Genomic DNA, 21,318 nt, shown 5'->3' with positions numbered 1-21,318 from the left:
TCTCCTTTATAGGATTAGAGTCTACAATACTACTACTCAGAAACAGATTCTTTATCTGAAGAATCTTCTTGTGCCTTTTCTTCTTGACTACCCTGCTTCATTTCTTCCTCAGAAATTTGTTCTTTACCCTTACCAGCAAGAACAGCATCAGCAACAAGTTCGCACATAAGATTTACCGAACGAATTGCATCATCATTAGCAGGAATACCATAATCAACTACATCAGGATCAGAGTTAGTGTCAAGCAATGCAACAACAGGAATGTGAAGACGATTTGCCTCACGAATTGCAATTTCTTCACGCTTTGAATCTACAATAAAGAGTGCCTGAGGAAGTGCGTGCATATCACGAACACCACCAAGATTGCGCTGAAGCTTTTCGAGCTCTTTACCCAACACGGCTTGCTCTTTTTTAGGAAGCGCAGCCATACGACCGTCTTCAACCATAGCCTCAAGCTCTTCCATACGATCGATACGTGAACGCATGGTTACAAAGTTAGTAAGCATACCGCCTAACCAACGCTGATTGATGTAGGGCATATCACAACGTTTTGCTTGTTCAGCAACTGCCTCTTGAGCCTGCTTTTTGGTACCAACAAAAAGAATACGACCTTTTTTTGAAGCGCAATTTTTAAGGAAAGTATATGCTTTATCTGCATTTACAACAGTTTGTTTAAGATCAAGAATATAAATACCATTACGCTCGCCAAAGATGTATGGCTTCATTTTTGGATTCCAGCGACGAGTTTGGTGTCCGTAGTGGCAACCAGCTTCGAGAAGCGTACGAATATTGATCTTTACAGCCATAATAAAACCTCCATTGGTTGATCCTCCGTAAGCAATCATCCCTGAGCACTACTTTAAATTTGGCTGAATTTAAAGCACCAGAGCACACAAGTCCTGCTTACGTGTGTATTTTTACACTGCACTCTTGCACAGCAACAATAAAGTATACCAAGCTCCACACGTTTTTTCTATACTTATTTTTAGCCACTACGCAGCTCCATATGTTGCGCATAACCACTGAGAGCGTCCACAAATTTTAATACTACATGCATACATTTCAAGCACGTGTATACCAATCCAAGATTACGCGCGTGGATTTGCGCGCCGGGCTGCGTCTTTTAATGCATTAACAGAAACATGTGTATATATCTGTGTAGTTGCTAGGCTTGCATGTCCTAAAAGCTCCTGCACACTGCGTAAATCTGCACCATGCGACAACAACTCGGTTGCAAACGAATGACGCATCGTATGAGGAGTTGCCATTTCTTGAAGATGACTTAAGCGCATGTAGTGCTCAAAGACATATCTTAGAGCTTGATCGCTCATAGCCTTACCACGTGTTGAAATAAAAACGTGTTGATTAGTTTGAGATTGCCCTTGATTTTTTTGTTTTGATAACAAAACTGGTCGCGCGTTTGTTAGATACATATGCAAAATACGAGCACATTCGGGATATATTGGCACAATCCGCTCTTTTGAGCCTTTACCAAAAAGCCTCACTTGCTTTGAATCAAACGATATATCAGAAACGCACAAATGAGCAGCTTCAGATATACGACAACCTGTTGCATAAAGTAACTCCAAGAGGGCGCGGTCTCGTAAACCGCATACCGTATCTTCTTGGCATGTGGCAAGTAACTTTTCAATAGAAGATTCACTTAAAACATGAGGAAGTGTTTTGGGAATCTTTGGACTTGCCAGTGCTGCCGCAGAATCTTTTTTGGTGAGTCCTTTACGAACAAGCCATTTATACCACGCTCGAATAGCAGATAAATGTCTATTAATGGTACGCGAAGCGTAGCGAGCTGCATATAATTGTGCTAAATATGACCGTAGCTGTTTATGTGAAATATCTAGGAGATCATAGGAGTTTTTTATAAGCCAACGCACATACGCTTTAAGATCTGTTTCATATGCACGAGTTGTATTTTCCGATAAATTTTGAGTGGTCATAAGATGCTGAATAAACGATTCCATAAGCTCCTGCACATACGCAGAATATGCATCATCACCTGGTCTTATATCACAAGAGTTTATAACGTGCGAAGAATTAATCTCTACATTTTCACTCGTTTGAGAAGATATAGCATCACTCATACAACACTCACCCACATACATTGTTTAAAGCTGCAACATCTTGTACAACACTTTCAACAAGGAGCTCAGGATGATTTTGAAGGTAGGCACTAAGATCTGTTTCTGCACGAAGTGCGTAGGCTTTATATCTATCTGCTTTTGATTTAATGGTATGCTCAAACACAGGCATAAGACCAAAATTAACATGCATAGGCTGATAGGTACTTGTTTGAGGATTGGTTGCATAAGCTACAAGTGAGCCAAACGCACCCGTAACAGGTAGCTGTATAGAAGGGTGATCCATAAGTTCGCAATAGGTATTAAGACCTGCAAATAAACCAGAAGCTATAGCCTCTGTATATCCTTCTGTTCCTGTAATTTGCCCAGCAAGACGTATCTTGGTATGCGGAATCTTAAATGTAGTATCCAGGCATTTTGGAGCATCGACAAAAGAATTTCGGTGCATAACTCCATAACGGAAGAATTCTGCTTCTTCAAGACCTGGAATCATACGAAACACGCGCTTTTGTTCTCCCCAAAGCAAGTTTGTTTGGAAACCCACAAGATTATAAGCCGTTCTTTGAGAGTTTTCACTTCGCAATTGGCACACGGCATACGGTCTTGTAAATGCTGCGCCAGAAGTATTAATGTGCAAATGGGGATGGTTTTTTGGATACGAAATTCCAACGGGTTTTAATGCTCCAAAACGCAGGGAATCAACGCCTGTTCTTGCAACTTCTTCAACAGGTTGACATGCAGAAAAAAGGTCTTTTTGCTCAAAATCTTTTGAAATAGCTCGCTTTGCATTGATAAGCTCATGATAAAAGGCAAGGTACGCATCCTTGGTAAACGGGCAGTTAAGGTAGTCACCTTGTGCAGCTGATTGAGTGTCACAAGCGCAACTGTGCGCATACCGGGATTGCTTAAAAACAAGGTCAAAATTTATACTTTCAACATCAACAATAGGAGCAGCAGCGTCAAAAAACGATAATGATGAAGAGCCAAGATAAGAAATAAGCTGATTAAAAAGGCCGTCGGAACAAAGAGGACCTGCAGCAATAACCACATTTCCTTGGGGAATGTCAACTACTTCTTGATGATGTATTGTTATAAAGGGATTTTGTTCAAGCGCGCACGTGACCAAGTGCGAAAAAACGTCGCGATCAACTGCCAGTGCCCCACCAGCTGGAACTTGAGCTTGAAAAGCAAACTTCATCAGATACGAACCCAGCATTGAAAGTTCGTGTTTTAATAAGCCTGCTGCACTTTCTAATTTAAGACTCTTTAGAGAGTTAGAACAGACAAGTTCTGCAAAGTTAGGACTATGGTGAGCAGGGCTCATTTTTGAAGGTTTCATATCATAGAGATCAACATAGATGTGTCGAGCCGCAAGCTGCAAAGCACATTCGCTACCAGCTAGACCTGCTCCTATGATAGTTACGCGCGGTTCCATGTGTACCTTTCTCAAAATGAACTTATAAACTCATACCTTACGCATATAAGTTTAGCGTAAATTATTCCCAAGAAGAGAACCTACAAGCTATCTTCGCTCTTTTTCCCATAATATAGATACGCTTGAGTCGTTGGGGAAAATCGTCCATCAATTAAGCGTTTAACTAAACCTTGTGCTTCAAAATCGCCCAAGGTAGAAAGAATCGTTATAATCTGTTCGTCGAGCTGCTGCGCTAAATCATCTGCACGCATAGGATTTGCAAATAACGCAGACATAATTGCACCTAAATGCGGCTTGGGAGATTCACAAGTTAAGCGTAGCGAATTGAAATCCAAACTAATGCGTTCCTCAAGATCTTTTTCTGAGGTAATGATCGCTGCTCCGTTAGCAATAAGTGCATTCGTACCATTTGAAAGCGGAGAAAAAATTGAACCTGGACAAGCATATAACATGCGATTTAATTGAACGGCGGTTTCGGCAGTGCTCATGGTACCCGACTTATGATTTGCCTCACAGATAATAAGCACACGCGATAAAGCAGCAATAATCTTATTTCTTTTTGGAAACGCATAACGCTTTGGCGAAGATCCCCACGTTTCAAGCGCAACAACACAACCTCTACCACTTTTTGCTTCTTCAAAAATGTCTTTTGACGATGATGGATATATTTTATCGGCTCCACATCCCGAAACAATACAAATGTTTCCTTGAGCATGAAGCGCGGCACGCAAGGCAGCGTAATCACAGCCTTTCGCACCACCTGAAACTACCGTTAAACCGCACTCCGCAGAAATACGTCCTGCGAGCTGTGCTAAAGATTTTCCATAAGGTGTGGCATCACGAGCGCCAATAATAGATATGCACGGTTTTTGTAGGACATCTGCATTTCCTATACCATACAAACGCTGAGGCGGATGTTCAAGGTCACGTAGCGCGCAAGGATAGCACGAATCTACGTCCGTAAGCTCCCATGCACTCTGCACATGCGTACAAGACAAAGCCATGTTGTGCTCGGACATACACATTTGTTGCATTACTTGTGGCTCTATGGCAGCAGATACGTTATTGTCTATGTTCACACATCTTCTCATAAACTCCCTTTTCTATTTCTAAGCATACAAGCTTCCAGCATGTCCTCAACTTCAACGCGTTCATGCTCTGCCAAGTCTGCTATCGTTCGAGCAACATGTACAATGCGCGACAACCCCCTACCCCCAAGTCCTGTTCTCAATGCTATTTGGTTAAGCTTAGATTTTGCTTCAGGCGACAGAGCTTCACACGCAATAGCTTTATTTTTTAATTGGTTGCTATCCGATTTTTGATCCATAACAGACGTAGCATGCGAACATGCGCCACCTAAAGCGTCCTTTAGTTTCTCTTCACGTTGAGCTCTAAACGCACGAGCTTTTTCTACCATTGCTTGCATTTGGGCAGATGAAAGACCCTGTACACCATTAAGTATTTTTTGCGGTGAGGGACGTTGTATATCAATACACATATCGATACGATCAACTAAAGGTCCACTCAGCTTAGATTGATACTTTAAAATTTTTGCCTCGGTGCATACGCATTCATGATCACTATCACCTAAATATCCGCAGGGGCAAGGATTTGCAGCAGCAATAAACATAAACTTACCAGGAAAAACATACACTCCTTCTGCGCGAATAAGACGCACCTCACCTTCCTCAAACGGTTGGCGTAAGGTTTGTAACACATTCGAAGCAAATTCTGGTAATTCATCAAGAAAAAGTACACCCATGTGAGCAAGTGATATTTCTCCTGGTAAAACCGGCCTTCCTCCACCTATAAGTCCCGCAGTTGATATAGAATGATGCGGAGCCCTAAAAGGTGGAATTCCTTGAGAAAGCAGGTCTAAAGGAAGTCCGGCTACCGAGTGAATAAGCAAAGCTTCGTCTTTCTGTGCAACACTTAAACGTGGAAGAATCGAAGGGATACGTTGCGCAAGCATTGTTTTACCTGCGCCTGGAGGGCCTATCATCAGCAATCCATGATTGCCTGCTGCGGCTATCACACATGCACGTTTTGCAGCTTCTTGGTCTATAACGTCTATAAAATCATACGTATGCACAGATTGGCGTAGGCGCTTTTTAAGAACCACCGCACTTGTATCGCTACATTTTCGCATAAGCCAAGGAATACCATTCATAAATTCGCTTAGACGCTGACAGTAAAGCGTATGCTTGGCATGTATATCGTTTACGCTTAAAGCTGAACAAACCACCATTTTATGTAAAGCGCGTGCCAATTTATAGTATGCCATATACCCTCGTATAGGACACACGCTTCCATCCAAGGCAAGCTCGCCTATAAACAGGCACTTTTCAATATCGGCTAAAGGCATCGAGTGCGTTAGATACAATAGCGCCACCGCAATTGGTAAATCAAATCCCGCTCCCGTTTTTCTTATCTCACCAGGTGAAAGATTGATAGTGATATGCTTTCTGGGTAAATTAACACCTATGCTTTTAAGCGCACAACGCACACGCGAGCGAGATTCTAAAACCGATATATCAGGATTTCCCACAAGCGTTATCCCAGGAATACCACTTGAAGTAGAAACTTCAACTTTAACTGGAATTGCTTCTATTCCTCGCAGCATAGCCGTGTGAATGGTAACAGCCTCACTCATAGAGCCCGTCCCATTCAAATGCAGACTGAATATGTCTTAGCTGAGCATGTGAATCATCTAAAATTGCCAATGCAATAACATCAAAACGTATGTTTGCGCACATAGGATAAGCAGTGTTATAACTACGAGCCAAGGCAATATAGCGCGCTTGTTTTTGTTTATCAACAGCAATCTCTGGAAAAAGCTCCCCTGATTTGTTCTGCAAGCGTGTTTTTACTTCAACAAAAACAGTCTCATCATCCTTTGAAGCAATAATATCAACTTCACCATCTGGGCATTTCCAATTACGATCCAAAATTTCAAAATCCTGCCGTTCTAAAAAACAACAGGCAAGATTTTCACCCAATGTGCCAAGTTCCTTGCTAGTTAAAGTGTTAACTGCGGACTTACGCGGAGTTTTTACCGAATCGTTGGTTTTTTCTTTCGTCTGTCTCTTATCGCGTTTTGTAGCTTTTTGCTTATGTGATGCACAAGACTCGATAGAATCCGCAGAAGCTACCTCTGACCCAAAATGTTCCTTCATGCTGCCTTCTTTCCTGAAGCTTTGCCTAAAGGACATTTTGAGCCTACAAACATGCACAAAACTTGGCGCTAACTTGTAAAAAATATTTGTAGATAACTAAAAAATACTCGTAACAAAAGGAAAAACCGCACTACATAGATTCTCAAGCAACTGTAAAATGTTTACAAAATGATTTACGATGTACAGGACTTAAACCGTAGGTTTTAATCGCATCAATATGTGCCTTGGATCCATAACCTTTATTTTCAGCAAAATGATATTGAGGATAGCGTGTATCCAAATCTTGCATAAGGCGATCACGGGCAACCTTTGCAACTATTGACGCTGCGGCAATAGAAGCAATACGGCTATCACCTTTTACCAGCGTTTTCTCTTTGGGATGCGCGTGAATAGGATTGCCATCAATCAACACACAGTCTGGTTCAACACCAGTTTGCAAAATAGCGCACTTCATGGTTTCACGTAGGCACGAAACAATACCAAATCTGTCAATATCCTCAGGACTTGTAAATGCAATTCCAATCGCACGAGCGCAAGCACGAATTTGGACATCTAGGCGCTCACGCTCCAAAGGGGTTAGTTTCTTTGAATCGTTAAGACCCCAAATGTGAGGCTCTTGGGGAAGAATCACCGCAGCTACTGCCAAAGGACCGGCAAGAGGGCCGCGTCCAACCTCATCAACACCTATGATGGCGCCAGCGCCACCTAATTTCTCTTGAAGCGCATACATATCATTAACACGAGCGCGCTCCTTGCACTCAAGGTCATAACGCTTGAAAGCTCTTGCAACTGCTGCTTGTACACTCTTGCGTTCATCGTGTGCATAGTGTTCAATTACCGCATTGAGCTCCTCAAAAGACGTCTCGCGCAAAACGGTAATAATATCTGAACAGGTGAGTGTCTTAGTTTTAAGCGCACCCTGTTCGATTTGTGTGTGAGATGTTACATTATCCATGATGAGTTTCCATAACGTACCTGATACGCGGTGCGTAAAGAGATAGACAAACTTTTCTGCTTATACCAGTATAAATAAAGTCGATAACAAAAAAAGCCACCCGAAGGTGACTTTTATGCAGCTCAGCTTAGCGTTTCTCACGAATGCGTGCAGCTTTTCCAACACGATCGCGAAGATAGTAAAGCTTAGAACGATTAACGTCACCGTGACGTACAACTTCAAGCTTTGCAATCTTGGGTGAGTGAAGCGGGAACGTACGCTCAACACCTACACCAAAGCTCACTTTACGAACAGTAAATGTTTCGCGTGCACCTGCACCGCTCATGCGGATAACGTCGCCTTGAAACACCTGTTCACGCTCACGTTCACCCTCTTTAATACGATAGTGAACTTTAACATTGTCGCCAGGAATTACGTGTGGCAAATCTTCACGTATTTGCTGACGCTCAAGTGCTTGAATGTAATCCATTACACATCCATTCTCTAGAGGTGCCGACACATGTGAACGACACATAGCTATACATACAGGTTTAAATGTTACCGCACAATTTAGGTTCAAACGTGATAATACTTAAAAGCTACAAAAACCTTCGCAATATGCACATGTTACCATGAGGGGTGCACGGGAACAAATATATACCGACTTAAACAAAACAACGCAAACAACCGCAATTAACTACATAGTTGTTTCTTTAAGATACAAGACTTAATATTTTGTTCAACGAACGATATAACTTGCACAGAAATAAATGCAAAAACCAATGAAAGCACACAACTTAAGAGAGCAACGCCGTACCAAGGAATTCCGACAAACAAATATGCTACCAGCTGCTCGGTAGGAAATCCCCACAAAAAGATACTATATGAATAATCGTGCTTCTGGCTGAAATGCTCGAAAATGGGTTTTGTTCCCCATCCTCCCCATATGGTAAGGTAAGGAAAGAAAAGTAACATAGAAGCTAAGTCATAGCCAAACAGGATAAGAAGAACGCACAAAAGACAAGCCGCTAAACATAAACGGTGATCTAAAGGTACTTTATCGCGATAAACCCAAATTTGAATACCAATATAAAACTCAAGTAATGCTCTTACAAAACTAAGCATCGTATACGATCCAAATACATAGTAAAGAAGTGCAAATACAGCAACAATAACGTTGAGAGCGCGCATGTATGTGTGCTTAAAATGCGTGAGCTTATACAGGCCAAAGCAAAAGAGGTAACATATAAACTCTGCGGTAATTGCCCAAAGAGATGCATTTACCACATGAGGATACGGATTGTTCTCAAAGACTCCCGGTAAAGCATGTATGGGAATAAGACAAATATTCAGCAGATAGCGGTAGGTATCAGCAGATGTAACGTACACATCAAAAGAATACGTAGTAACACATAATCCTAGTATAAACACTGAACAAAGCACACAAACAATTAACTCGGGAAATATACGCAATAGGCGATTTTTGAAAAACTTCCTGACAGAAGAATGAGTTTCACAGCTTTTTGCAATAAGAATCCCACTGATAAGAAAGAAAAACGCAACAGCAATACCACCGATACTTAAACGATTTTGCGTAATTACGTCTAAAGGAGTGCCAAGAGCATCTGATCCTTCACTTACTGTAAAGGAATGCGAAAAAATAACAGAAAATGCAGCTATAAAACGTAAAAAATTAAGATTATTATGCCGTGTAAGCACACGTGTATTAAAAGGCAAATCTTGCATATATCAGTAATCCATATCTTTATATCGTTCCAGTTAACTAGAAGGTAGAACAAAAAAACGGTACAACCTTCATACAAAGATTGTACCGAATTTACGTGGCTGCTAACAATTGTGCACAGAATCAAAAGAACTAACACTTTGCACGGTTTAATACGCTCTGTGTGAACAACAGCGATTATTTAACCTGAGCAGGTCCGCCATTAGAATTGATCTTAGCTTGTGCTCCTGCCAAACGAGCAATAGGAACACGATAAGGCGAGCAGGATACATAATCTAATCCAAGGTCATAATACATCTGGATAGATTGAGGATCTCCTCCGGTCTCACCACATACACCACACACGATAGTTGGATTAGCTTGGTGACCACCCTTAACAGCTACATCTACCAATTTTGCAACACCTGAGTCAAGCGTTTCAAATGGGTTACTCTTCAAGATCTTTTTATTAAGATACTGAGGAATAAATGCAGATTCAACGTCATCACGTGAGAAACCAAATACCGTTTGAGTAAGGTCATTAGTACCAAAGCTAAAGAAGTCTGCATATTTACCAATCTCATCTGCCGTTACAGCTGCACGAGGAAGCTCAATCATGCATCCAACAGGAATGTGGAGCTCAACACCTTCTGACTCGGCAACAGCTTCAACAACATCTTCAATTTGACTACGTACAAGCTTAAGCTCTTCAACGGTAGAAATAAGCGGAACCATGATTTCAGGACATGGATTAAATCCTTCTTTTTTAAGACGTGCAGCAGCACCTGCAATAGCACGAACTTGCATGTCATTAAGCTCGGGATACACAATACCCAAACGACAACCACGAAGTCCCAGCATGGGGTTTGCTTCTTGGAAGGAATCAAGACGAGCAAGGTGTGCACGCATGGCCTTAAGGGTTGTGTCATGCTCACCGCGTGCTTCAGCATGTGCAAGCTGTACGGCTACTGCGCGTGGATCATCCAAGAACTCATGCAGAGGTGGGTCAAGCAAACGAACGATAACATTTCTGCCGTCCATAGCTTTAAACATACCAACAAAGTCCTCGGTTTGAACACGAAGGAGCTGACCTAAAGCTTGCTGCTTTGCGCCATCTGACTCAGCCAAAATAAACGACTGAATAATTTGTTTACGCTCGCCCAAGAACATGTGCTCGGTACGATCCAGACCAATACCATCGGCTCCAAAATCAACAGAGAGTTGTGCGTCAGCTGGATTATCGGCATTGGTACGAACGCCAAAGATCCGACCACGAGATGCATCACGGCGGACATCATCTGCCCATTCAAGAATGGTTTCAAGGTCTCCCGTAAGCTCGGGACGAGTTAGAGGAACCTCTCCAAGAATAATGTCACCTGTTGTTCCGTTAATAGAAATGATATCGCCCTCATGAAGAACTACACCAGTGCCACTAATTTCTACCTGTTTTGCCTTTGCATCAATACGAAGTGCCTCTGCACCACAGACACAAGGAGCGCCCATACCACGTGCAATTACAGCTGCATGCGAAGTTTTTCCACCATGAGAAGTTAAAATACCTTCTGCCGCAACCATACCACGAAGGTCATCTGGAGTAGTTTCCCAACGTACAAGAATGCAAGGCTTCTCGATATTGTGATAGTGAACTGCAGCATCAGACGAGAATACAACGGCACCTACCGCAGCACCAGGTGAGGCATTCATACCTTTAGCAATGACATCAACTTTTGCTTTTGGATCAAATTGTGGGTGAAGCAGTTGGTCAAGTTGCTCGGGCGCAACACGCATAATTGCTTGCTCGCGAGTAATACGACCCTCGTCAACCATTTGAATGGCAACACGAAGCGCGGAAAGTGCAGTACGTTTACCAACACGAGTTTGCAGCATCCAAAGTTTGCCTTGCTCAATGGTAAATTCGATATCCATCATATCGGCATAATGATCTTCCAAGATCTCAAAGACATGGAAAAGTTCTTTACCGGCTTCTTTAAGCGCAGGAACTTTTACCAAATCGGCAATAGGCTCGGTATTACGAATACCTGCAACAACGTCTTCACCTTGCGCATTAATAAGGAAGTCACCGTAGCGCTCATTGGTACCATCGGCAGGATTACGCGTAAAAGCAACACCAGTTGCAGATGTTTCGCCTTTATTACCAAAGACCATAACCTGTACATTAACAGCAGTACCAAGATTATCATCAATCTTATTTTGCTTACGATAAATGCATGCACGCTCATTCATCCAGCTTCCAAATACAGCTTGCTCGGCAAGACGAAGTTGGAGATATGGATCTTGTGGGAAGGAAGCTTTCCCATCAGGAGCAACCTCAGGATGAGCTTGAGAGTCAACGTTTTTAGCAAAGATTTTCTTAAATGTCTGCGTAAGATCTTTAAGATCTTCTGCATTAAGTTCGGTATCTAAGCGAACGCCTTTTTCTTCCTTTTTCTCATTGATAGCCTCTTCAAATAAGTCACCATCAATACCCATAACAACGTTAGAAAACATCTGAACAAAACGACGATAAGAATCCCATGCAAAACGCTCATTATTGGTTTGTTTAATTAAACCTTGAACAGAAACATCGTTAAGACCAAGGTTCAAAACAGTATCCATCATACCAGGCATCGAAAAAGGAGCACCTGAACGTACTGAGACAAGCAGTGGATCTTGAGGATCGCCAAGTTTTTTACCCATGCGACGTTCAAGATCTTTACGAGCAACATCGATCTCATCCAAAACACCTGCTGGCCACGTATTGTTATGCGTAGCATACGCAACACATGTTTGACAGGTAATAGAAAATCCAGGAGGAACAGGAAGACCAATATTTGCCATTTCGGCAAGATTGGCACCTTTACCACCGGTTATCCATTTTGCTTCATTAACAGAAGCACCGGCAACTTCGGTAACGTTATTACCGTTTTCGTCATTACCAAAACGGTATACGTGTTTTTCAGCCATAAAACACCCCTCATTTCGCCTGTTCTTACACATCGTTATATGACGTGTCTCTTCCTAACCTTTATACGTTTATGTGCTGATATATAATCTGCACGAGCATATAAACTGTTTATGTAACAAAGTTCATTGTACTTATTACGCAACAAAGACCTTTATCTGTTCGACAAGTGGAGTATTTTTTTCTGTAAATAAATCTATGAATACAAAATGTATAAATTACGCTATACTAGGAAGTGATTTCGCAATTTTTTCCTTAAAAATCCTTCCACAACATGCGTATGCACTTTTACGTAGGTATAATACCCTCTAAATTTTACAGCTGTTTTTTATGAACAAGTGAGCGAATAAAATCGATTTCGGGCATATGAAACACCCAAGCAAACCCAAAGGTAACTACAAGTGCAGGCACACCAGACAGTATAAGCATACCAAGCACCAACGCTAAACCAACAGTCAAGCTTGAGTCATATAACAAAGCACCATGACCACTCAACCAAAAAATAAATCCTCCAACCACAGCACCCGCAAGGCCACAAATGAACGCGCGAAAACATGATAGAACAAATGACAAAAGTGAAAGCCCGCGCAAACGTGAAAAAAGCATAATGAAGGTAAGGATATCCACAACTACAAACATCACTGAGCTTGATAGAGCAACCATACACAGTCCAAAAAGCGGCGTAAGATATATGCAAAACGCCACCTGAATAAGTGATGCTACAAGCGCAGAAAATGCGTAATATTTCATGGTGCGCAGAGATGAGCAAATTTTTTGCAAATACATACACACACCGTACGCAGGTAAACTAACCGCTAATCCAGCCAAATATAAAGCAGTATCTTGTAGTTGTTGCGGATTAAATTTTCCTGCAGCCATAAGGTGGACAAGGGGTAATGCATACATAATAAGAAACAGGGAAAAAGGAATCATTAAAAACAAGATTTTTTGCGTACCCGTTTGTATACCCGCGCAATACGACTTCATATCATGTTTTGCAATATCATATGAGAGCTCGGTAAACATAGCTGTAGTTATAGGTACTGCAAGAATTGCATAGGGCAAGGTATACCAAAGACGTGCATAAAACGCTATGGATGCACCCTCAGCGCACACCGAAAGAGCCGAGCTTGTTTGCACAGATACCGTTACAAATGATCCAACCATAACAACTAAAGACGGAATGCCTATGGAAAGCGTATCTTTAAGTGCAGGATCTTTAAGATCAACGTGAAAACGCAAACGAATACCTTGCTTAATAAGAGAAGGAATTTGAAGCACAACTTGAATTAAAACACCAAGTGGATTACCAAGGGCTAATATAATAAGCGCTGCTACAGGGTATGAATTTACCAAAAATGCATAGGCTAAAAACGAAGCAATCGTTACAAAGTTATTAAAAATGGGTGCCGCACTACTCCAAAAATAGTCGCGTTCGGCGTTAAGAATACCAGAAAAAATAGAGCTTAATGCATAAAGCAATACTTCTATAACAAAGAACTTAAAGAAATACACCGCCAACGCCGTGTCAAAATCGCTTCGTGCTGAAAATGACTGAGTATAAACAACCTGACCTGCAAAAATAAAACCAATGACGGTAACCGCCGTCATAAGAATAACAACCAAAGACGTCAAATTAGAAGCGTATTCACTTGCCTGGTGTATTCCAGATTTCTTTTTAACGCTTAAATATACGGGAAGAAAAGCAGTTACAAGCATTCCGCCAATGACCAATTCATAGAGCTGATTGGGCAAATTGTTAGCAACAGAATAGCAACTGGCAATAACGGTAGCACCAAGTGCATATGCCTGAGCCCACGTTCTAATAAAACCTGTTATTCGGCTTATAATAACGAGCACGCTAATGAGCGCCGCGCTTTTCCCAAGTTGCTGCTCTCGGTTTTGGGAGCTTACATCAGAAGAAGACTGCTTGTATGTTTCCATATAAACCTTTCAAACATATAAATCTTTTCATCAGTATCTAAAACGTAGAAATCTATATGCACGAATAATCAAAATGCATCTGTCATGCTTGTGCTTTTAATGCATCGTGGCAAATATCTTCAAAATGAAACTGAAAATGCGTTTGTAAATCACGTGGATTAAGTTTAAGCGTAATACCTCGTTTGCCGCCAGAAATCGTAATAAGATCAAACAACAATGCCGTTTCATCAATAATCGTATAAAATTCTTTTTTCATGCCAATAGGACTACATCCACCGCGAATATAACCTGTAAGAGCTTCTAGATCTTTGACATGTACCATTGACAAAGATTTTTCTTGCGAAACTTTTGCAGCCTTCTTAAGGTCAAGCTCGGCATTGACGGGAATACAACATACAACATAGGAAGAGCCGCCATGAGTAGTAACCAACGTTTTAAAGGACGCGTCAACTTCGTTTCCTAATGATTGAGCAATACGTACGCCAACGCCTGTTGAGGTATCTTCATTGTGTGCATCATAGGTTTGAACGGTGTAGCTCACGCCTTTTGTGTCAAGTTCACGCATGGCATTTGTTTTTTGCACACGCGGCTGTTTTGTATGCTTCATCCAACGTCTTTCTATCTAGCAAGAAACAGAAAAATCCATATGCAATTTGTGCAATTTAGATTTCATTATAATACGCGAATACATTCTTCATCTCATTTGCGAAAGTAGAACCTTAGAAATTATGCCTTGGCAGGTAAAACTCTTTTTAGATAGAGTCCTGTATAACTTTTCTCACAGGCCGCAAGCTCCTCGGGCGTACCTGTTGCGATAACGTTACCACCGCGCGCTCCTCCTAAAGGACCTAGGTCGATAAGATAATCAGCAACTTTGATAACGTCTAAATTGTGCTCGATAATAACCACGGTGTTGCCAGCATCTACTAATTTTTGCAGAACCTCAATAAGCATACGCACATCTTCAAAATGCAAACCCGTTGTAGGTTCGTCCAAAATATAAAACGTTTTTCCCGTTTGCTGACGATGTAATTCGCGAGACAACTTAACACGCTGCGCTTCCCCACCAGAAAGCGTTGTTGCACTTTGGCCTAAGTGAATATAGCCCAAACCAACATCGTAGAGTGTTTGCAGTTTCCGCGAAATCTTGGGAATTGACGCAAAAAAGGCAAGAGCTTCGTGAACAGTCATGTCTAACACATCGCTTATAGATTTTCCTTTATAGCAAATCTCAAGCGTTTCGCGATTATAGCGCCTGCCATGGCAAACTTCACAAGGCACATAAACATCAGGTAAAAAGTTCATTTCAATTTTGAGTTGTCCGTCACCTTTGCATGCCTCGCACCTACCGCCTGAAACGTTAAACGAAAAACGTCCAGCGCTATAACCGCGCGCGCGACTATCGGGAAGAGAAGCAAACAGGGCGCGCAAATCGTCCCATAGTCCAATATACGTAGCAGGATTAGAACGAGGGGTTCGACCAATAGGCGACTGATCTATATTGATAACTTTATCAATATAGGTTTTATGCTGGCTATCATAGAGACCCGAAAAACTTTTATATGCCCCTATGCGCTGTTTTGAATGATTGATTTCATGGGCTAAAAGTGGTGCTAGGGTATCTGTAACCAAAGAAGATTTACCCGAACCAGAAACACCTGTTACAACGGTAAATGTTCCATACGGTATTGACACCTCTATGTTTTGTAAGTTATTTTCGGCAGCACCTGAAAGAGTAAACGCATGTCCTGTACCTGTTCGGCGCAGGCGTGGTACAGCAATTTTTCGTCGACCCACAAGATAGTCTGCCGTCAGCGAATGCTTTGCACGCATAATTTGTGAGGGCGTACCCTGAGCAATTACGTCTCCGCCCAGCTCGCCTGCACCTGGTCCCATATCAATTACATAATCGGCAGCACGAATAGTATCTTCATCATGCTCAACCACAATTACGGTATTACCCTGATCGCGAAGCTGTTTAAGCGTAGTGATAAGACGATCGTTGTCTTTTTGATGAAGACCAATTGAAGGCTCATCCAAAATATAAAGCACGCCTGTTAATCCCGATCCAATTTGCGTTGCAAGGCGAATACGTTGCGCTTCCCCACCAGAAAGAGTAGACGCACTTCGTGCAAGCGTAAGGTAATCCAAGCCAACATGTACCATAAATTCAAGTCGTGTACGAATTTCTTTAAGAAGCGGTTGTGCAATCGCAGAAAGTCGCTCGTCAAAATGAAGCGACTGCACAAAGGACAGAGCCTCAGCACATGAAAGGTCACAAAGTTGCTGGATATTTTTATCACCAACAGTAACCGCCAAGTATTCGGGCTTAAGACGAGCACCTTTACACGTTGTGCAGGGAACTTCTTTAATAAATTTTGCAAAATGCTGCTTCATAGTTTCAGAGGTAGTTTCTTGATACTTATCAAAAAGCACATCACAAATACCTGGAAAAGTTGTTTTCCACTCGTTAATGCGTCCATCTTTGGTGTGATACCTAACAGGAATTTCCTGTGATCCTAACCCATAGAGCAGCGCATGCTGACACGAATCTGATAAATCTTTATATGGAGTTGCGGAAGAGGCACCCATAAAATTACAAACAGCATCGAGGATCTGAGAATAATAATTTGAGCGCGCAAGAACGCCACCAAAAACGCCTTCTGCAACCGATAACCGTGGATCTTCGATAATTTCATCAACATCAATGGATCGCTTACTTCCAAGCCCATCACAATCTGGACATGCACCATAGGGAGCGTTAAATGAAAAATCTCGTGGTTGGAGCTCATCTATAGAGTGTCCATGAACAGGACAAGCCAAAGCTAATGAAAATTGCGCCTCAAAAGCACTCTCATTCTTTATCATATCTGCGTGTTGACCCGTCTGCTCACGCGCTTCTAAGACATAAAAAATAACGCGACCAGCGGATAACTTGGTAGCATTCTCACATGCCTCCGCAATACGAACCCGACTCGTTGTGCGTAAAACCAAACGATCAACAACAACGTCTATAGTGTGTTTTACCTGCTTCTTTAAGGAGATATCGTCGTCAAGTAGCATAAAAGTGCCGTCAATACGAACACGAGAAAAGCCTTCGCGCCGTAAATCATCTAACAGCTTGGTAAACTGTCCTTTTTTACCTATAACAACAGGTGACAGGACATATGCACGTCGGTTAGGCGCTTGCTCAAGAATGCGGTCGATCACTTCGTCGACGGTTTGTTTTTTTATCACGCACCCACACTCAGGACAATGTGCACAACCAAGCCGCGCATATAACAGACGTATATAATCATAAATTTCGGTAACCGTTCCAACGGTAGAACGCGGATTATGACCAGTTGTCTTTTGATCTATACATATTGCTGGAGAAAGGCCTTCGATAGAATCTAAATCGGGTTTATTCATACGCCCTAAAAACATGCGCGCATAGCTTGACAAAGACTCAACATAACGCCGTTGGCCTTCCGCGTAAATGGTATCAAATGCAAGACTTGATTTTCCTGAACCTGAAAGGCCCGTGATAACAACCAATTTATTGCGAGGGATGGTGAGTGAAATATTTTTTAGATTATGTTCACGCGCGCCCTTAATCGAAATTACTCTGTCACTCATCAATACGCTCCCAAGTAAAGCTGACTACCAAAATTCTATCTCAAAATTCTATCTTAATGATATCAAGGATACCCATGTTTTTGCGCGTCTTACATGTGTTTATCTGTTTGAGGTAAAAAGACCGACCAATCAGGTGTTGCTGATAAAATAGTACCCACAAATATAGCAATACAACAACCAATACTCATAAGATTAGGCATAGTAGCTGCATACAACGATGAAAAAATGAGAGCCCACGCGCAATAAGAAATATTGCACGCCATCGCACGCGCAGCCCCTGTAACGTCGATTGCTTTGTAGTAGAACAAGTACGACAAAGCGCCTGCAATACCTGCTCCTACAACAAATATACTGGCGGGTGCAACTGACATCTGTGCCACAAAACCCCATGCACCAACTAAAGGCAGTACAATTAAAGCATAGGTAAGACTGGAAGTAAGCTCATGAATTAAAAGCGCTACATCGCAATCTAAATCTTGGGTAGATTGTAAGCCCCATGAGGCAAAGACAGCACCAGAGCCCCATGCAAGAACACAGATAAATGCTGCTGCAACGCCAATAATCGTGTTTCCTTCAACTGAACCTTGTGCAGTTTGCAAGCCAACCATAATAACACCTGCAAGCGCCACAAAAAGGGCAACAAGACGTTGAATATTCATAGATTCCTTAAGAAAGAATACCGCAAGAAATGTACCAACAGCAGGATAAAATGCCGAGATAATTGCAGTTGGAGCTGGTCCTATATTGTTGATACTCGACATATACGCATTCATACCAACAGGGCCGCTCATAAGAGCGCCACAACATATGATGAGAGCTCCTTTTGTACGCAATGCCTGCAAAAACTGAGAAAATTTTCCACGCGCAACAACCAGGGTAATCAAAACTAACGCACTTATAATGTCGTGAACAGCCGCGCACACCAAAGCTGCGTCAAGTGCGCTACTAAATGGATGATACAAAAATGCGATGCCTAAAATACAGGTATCTAAACCCCATAAGATACCGCTTAAAAGACCAAATTTCATATATGTCTCCCCTGCTTATACCTAAGCACTCATGCATTCAAAGCATATAGATATTCAAGAATACAAATTATTACTACGCTTAGTTTGTCCAAGTTGGAGCAATACCACTTTCATACCAAGCTAAAATTTTATCGATATATTCGCTGGCATAGCGGTAGTAAATATAGAGCCACACATCAACATTTTCGCCTTCGGCCTCTTTTTCAAGCGACCAAATATACCAGCACCAGCCTGCAAAAATAACGTACGCCCAAAAATGTCGACGCTCTTTATCTGAAGCTTTTCTCCCAAAATAATAATCAATACATCTATTGGCACGCTGGTCGTCAAGCGAGCAACATACGCAAAATGTTCCAAAGTCATTGGCAATATCAGACATTCCTGCATATTCCCAGTCTATAAGCGTCATGGTGTCGTGTTCGTCTAACAAAAGATTAAGCATATAGAAGTCATTATGTGAAATGCATAAAGGATACCCATCAGCCTCTGTATACGATTTAAGTAAGGTTACTTTTTCTTTTAATTCATCGTAACCATAAATATCAATAGGTCCATGCTCTTTAAGAAGCTGCTCGTAGCGCAAGCCTTCATCAAAGAAATCAAAGTGACGAGCAAGGTGCGCCGAGCTGTCATGAAGCGTTCTACACATCTGCATGGCACGTTTAAGCTGCTCATCATCGGTTGGATCAAGGGTACGCGCGTTGGGTATAAAACGCGAAATTTTCCAACCCTTTTGTTCATCTTCATAGATAAATGTAGTGTCAAGCCCTAATTCACGAGCTTTAAGAAGCGCCGCGCGCTCACTTGTTCTGTCGATCATTTTATCGGTACCAGCGCCTGGATGACGATACACATATTCTTTACCGCACACCGTAAAATGACAAGACAAATTGGTAAGACCTTGCTTAAGTGGATAAAATCCACCAATATCTTGTTTTGAACACGAAAGAGTTTTACAAATATTATCAAATACCTCAGAGTCAACATTTTCCAAAAAATGAGGGTCAAACGATCTTAAATCCTCAAGTGAATCAAATTCTTTAATGTCATCACTCGAATACAATTTTGAAACCATGGACAATTCTTTAAGATGATCAACATAAATATCTTCCCAAAGTTTATCTGCAGTCTCGGGTTTCGGGTATTCTGCCTGCAAAATATCAACAAATTTTTGTGAAAAAGCCGTATCAAAATACACATGACCAAGCATAATATCGCTGTTATGACCACCAATAGTGACCTTGGTAATACGCCCTTGTGCCCCTGTTGTTACGCACCATTCATTTGTATCACCATCTACATGCTGCGTTGCGTAATATGCTCGATAGACATAGCGCTCAAAGGGGTTAATAACAAAGTAATTATCAGACGAACAAATAAAGGTGTTACTCAGGCGATCTTTGACATGCCATAAGGTTGAGTTATTATTGCGCGTTGCATAATCAGGATTCACTACAATATCCACACCATATTTTTGCGCAAGATAGAAAAAACATTCCTTTTTATAACCAACAACAACCGTAATATCTGAGATACCCTTTTCGAGTAGCTGCTTAATTTGGCGCTCAATAAGAACTTCGCCCTTAACTTTAAGAACACCTTTAGGACGTTCGTAGGAAATGGGTGCAAAACGAGATGATAAACCAGCCGCCATAATAATTGCATTGTGGACTTCGTAGGGCTTTAATGCAGCGCGACCCTTTTCGCTTAGACGTCCATCTACAAGATATCCAGCATGTTTTGCCTGTGCATATGCCTTATTTACCGAACCTAATGACATATGCGTTATTTCACAAAGCTCACGCTGGGTATAGAGCTGCTGGGAACTTCCTTGCGCGCGCAAAATATAAAACATAGCTCTACTAAGACTCATCATCTGTCCTTTACAACTACGATACCAACATGGTATCCATACGGTAACGCTCTCTTGCGTTCATTTTTTAAGTATAGTTATAATTAATTGAACGTTCAATTATTTTATTGAGATATCATAATCTGAACACAAAGAGGCTTGGATACGGAGGCAGGTCATAGTTGCATGATTTTACAGGGTCTTTGAACGCTTGCTCCGTTTTGTTTGCATAAATCCCACAAGCGTAACGCATAGAAAAACAAGGGCAACGATTAACATCGCTGCATCATATATCATGACCGCACCACGAATTTTATAGGTATCCACCAATCCATATGCACAAAATGCAAACAAAGACGCAAGACCATACGCAGCAAAAATGTACTTTTGCATGCGCATCGTTACTACTGCATAGTAAAGAATTATGCCACTGGCATTAAAAAGTCCACCAACAATGAGAAGCATAAGTTCAAGCTTATATGCTGCAAGCGGAACCCCATAAAGCGCACCAAGAACTTCGATTCCTAAAAACCATGCCGCCAAACAG

At 41.7% G+C, this 21,318-nt stretch carries 15 protein-coding genes and 1 pseudogene; all 16 read right to left on the bottom strand.

The window, feature by feature from the left end:
* Positions 1–32: 32 nt before the first annotated feature.
* Positions 33–806, bottom strand: coding sequence for a 30S ribosomal protein S2 (gene rpsB, locus AC5GD6_RS04180; RefSeq protein WP_061102561.1), 774 nt, complete (start codon positions 804–806; stop codon positions 33–35).
* Between the two features lie 282 nt (positions 807–1,088).
* Positions 1,089–2,102: a tyrosine recombinase gene (locus AC5GD6_RS04175; RefSeq protein ID WP_311439185.1), complete on the bottom strand. Its 1,014-nt coding sequence runs from the start codon at positions 2,100–2,102 to the stop codon at positions 1,089–1,091.
* A gap of 7 nt (positions 2,103–2,109) precedes the next feature.
* Positions 2,110–3,534, bottom strand: coding sequence for a methylenetetrahydrofolate--tRNA-(uracil(54)-C(5))-methyltransferase (FADH(2)-oxidizing) TrmFO (gene trmFO / locus AC5GD6_RS04170; protein ID WP_311439184.1), 1,425 nt, complete (start codon positions 3,532–3,534; stop codon positions 2,110–2,112).
* An 80-nt stretch (positions 3,535–3,614) separates the two neighbouring features.
* The gene (locus AC5GD6_RS04165; protein ID WP_416454150.1) at positions 3,615–4,625 is read right to left on the bottom strand and encodes a DNA-processing protein DprA; all 1,011 of its coding nucleotides are present in this window, start codon (positions 4,623–4,625) and stop codon (positions 3,615–3,617) included.
* Positions 4,622–6,187 (bottom strand): YifB family Mg chelatase-like AAA ATPase, encoded by a 1,566-nt coding sequence (locus AC5GD6_RS04160; RefSeq protein WP_491846300.1) that lies wholly within the window; start codon positions 6,185–6,187, stop codon positions 4,622–4,624. Before AC5GD6_RS04160 ends, AC5GD6_RS04165 begins: the two co-directional genes overlap by 4 nt.
* Positions 6,180–6,710, bottom strand: a complete 531-nt coding sequence (locus AC5GD6_RS04155) for a YraN family protein (protein ID WP_416428229.1) — start codon at positions 6,708–6,710, stop codon at positions 6,180–6,182. The genes AC5GD6_RS04160 and AC5GD6_RS04155 overlap by 8 nt, the downstream gene beginning before the upstream one ends.
* Positions 6,711–6,852: 142 nt before the next feature.
* Positions 6,853–7,665 (bottom strand): ribonuclease HII, encoded by an 813-nt coding sequence (gene rnhB / locus AC5GD6_RS04150; RefSeq protein ID WP_276776426.1) that lies wholly within the window; start codon positions 7,663–7,665, stop codon positions 6,853–6,855.
* A 127-nt stretch (positions 7,666–7,792) separates the two neighbouring features.
* Positions 7,793–8,134, bottom strand: coding sequence for a 50S ribosomal protein L19 (rplS, locus tag AC5GD6_RS04145; protein ID WP_061102519.1), 342 nt, complete (start codon positions 8,132–8,134; stop codon positions 7,793–7,795).
* A 203-nt stretch (positions 8,135–8,337) separates the two neighbouring features.
* On the bottom strand, positions 8,338–9,390 hold the full coding sequence (locus tag AC5GD6_RS04140; protein WP_491846299.1) for an acyltransferase family protein: 1,053 nt from the start codon (positions 9,388–9,390) through the stop codon (positions 8,338–8,340).
* A 175-nt stretch (positions 9,391–9,565) separates the two neighbouring features.
* A complete protein-coding gene (gene ppdK / locus AC5GD6_RS04135; protein WP_416447593.1) occupies positions 9,566–12,331 on the bottom strand; it encodes a pyruvate, phosphate dikinase in 2,766 nt (921 codons plus the stop codon).
* 313 nt (positions 12,332–12,644) lie between these two features.
* Positions 12,645–14,273, bottom strand: a complete 1,629-nt coding sequence (gene murJ, locus AC5GD6_RS04130) for a murein biosynthesis integral membrane protein MurJ (RefSeq protein ID WP_491846298.1) — start codon at positions 14,271–14,273, stop codon at positions 12,645–12,647.
* An 82-nt stretch (positions 14,274–14,355) separates the two neighbouring features.
* Positions 14,356–14,880: a Cys-tRNA(Pro) deacylase gene (gene ybaK, locus AC5GD6_RS04125; RefSeq protein ID WP_491846297.1), complete on the bottom strand. Its 525-nt coding sequence runs from the start codon at positions 14,878–14,880 to the stop codon at positions 14,356–14,358.
* A 119-nt stretch (positions 14,881–14,999) separates the two neighbouring features.
* On the bottom strand, positions 15,000–17,891 hold the full coding sequence (uvrA, locus tag AC5GD6_RS04120) for an excinuclease ABC subunit UvrA (RefSeq protein WP_491846296.1): 2,892 nt from the start codon (positions 17,889–17,891) through the stop codon (positions 15,000–15,002).
* An 89-nt stretch (positions 17,892–17,980) separates the two neighbouring features.
* Positions 17,981–18,919 (bottom strand): DMT family transporter, encoded by a 939-nt coding sequence (locus AC5GD6_RS04115; protein ID WP_061102525.1) that lies wholly within the window; start codon positions 18,917–18,919, stop codon positions 17,981–17,983.
* A 79-nt stretch (positions 18,920–18,998) separates the two neighbouring features.
* On the bottom strand, positions 18,999–20,792 hold the full coding sequence (locus AC5GD6_RS04110) for a phosphotransferase (protein ID WP_464361092.1): 1,794 nt from the start codon (positions 20,790–20,792) through the stop codon (positions 18,999–19,001).
* Between the two features lie 171 nt (positions 20,793–20,963).
* Positions 20,964–21,318 (bottom strand): annotated as a pseudogene (locus tag AC5GD6_RS04105) (lipopolysaccharide biosynthesis protein); the annotation flags it as partial.

The sequence above is a fragment of the Fannyhessea sp. genome (genome assembly GCF_986145555.1).
Note: the sequence above shows the minus strand (reverse complement) of the source record. Positions and strands in the feature narration are given on the sequence as shown.

Excerpts from the sequence above, each read along its gene's own strand:
- ppdK (WP_416447593.1), bottom strand. The coding sequence starts at position 12,331 with ATGGCTGAAAAACACGTATACCGTTTTGGTAATGACGAAAACGGTAAT.
- AC5GD6_RS04155 (WP_416428229.1), bottom strand. The coding sequence starts at position 6,710 with ATGAAGGAACATTTTGGGTCAGAGGTAGCTTCTGCGGATTCTATCGAG.
- rnhB (WP_276776426.1), bottom strand. The coding sequence starts at position 7,665 with ATGGATAATGTAACATCTCACACACAAATCGAACAGGGTGCGCTTAAA.
- AC5GD6_RS04115 (WP_061102525.1), bottom strand. The coding sequence starts at position 18,919 with ATGAAATTTGGTCTTTTAAGCGGTATCTTATGGGGTTTAGATACCTGT.
- AC5GD6_RS04160 (WP_491846300.1), bottom strand. The coding sequence starts at position 6,187 with ATGAGTGAGGCTGTTACCATTCACACGGCTATGCTGCGAGGAATAGAA.
- rpsB (WP_061102561.1), bottom strand. The coding sequence starts at position 806 with ATGGCTGTAAAGATCAATATTCGTACGCTTCTCGAAGCTGGTTGCCAC.
- ybaK (WP_491846297.1), bottom strand. The coding sequence starts at position 14,880 with ATGAAGCATACAAAACAGCCGCGTGTGCAAAAAACAAATGCCATGCGT.
- AC5GD6_RS04165 (WP_416454150.1), bottom strand. The coding sequence starts at position 4,625 with ATGAGAAGATGTGTGAACATAGACAATAACGTATCTGCTGCCATAGAG.
- trmFO (WP_311439184.1), bottom strand. The coding sequence starts at position 3,534 with ATGGAACCGCGCGTAACTATCATAGGAGCAGGTCTAGCTGGTAGCGAA.
- AC5GD6_RS04140 (WP_491846299.1), bottom strand. The coding sequence starts at position 9,390 with ATGCAAGATTTGCCTTTTAATACACGTGTGCTTACACGGCATAATAAT.
- AC5GD6_RS04110 (WP_464361092.1), bottom strand. The coding sequence starts at position 20,792 with ATGAGTCTTAGTAGAGCTATGTTTTATATTTTGCGCGCGCAAGGAAGT.
- AC5GD6_RS04175 (WP_311439185.1), bottom strand. The coding sequence starts at position 2,102 with ATGAGTGATGCTATATCTTCTCAAACGAGTGAAAATGTAGAGATTAAT.
- rplS (WP_061102519.1), bottom strand. The coding sequence starts at position 8,134 with ATGGATTACATTCAAGCACTTGAGCGTCAGCAAATACGTGAAGATTTG.
- murJ (WP_491846298.1), bottom strand. The coding sequence starts at position 14,273 with ATGGAAACATACAAGCAGTCTTCTTCTGATGTAAGCTCCCAAAACCGA.
- uvrA (WP_491846296.1), bottom strand. The coding sequence starts at position 17,891 with ATGAGTGACAGAGTAATTTCGATTAAGGGCGCGCGTGAACATAATCTA.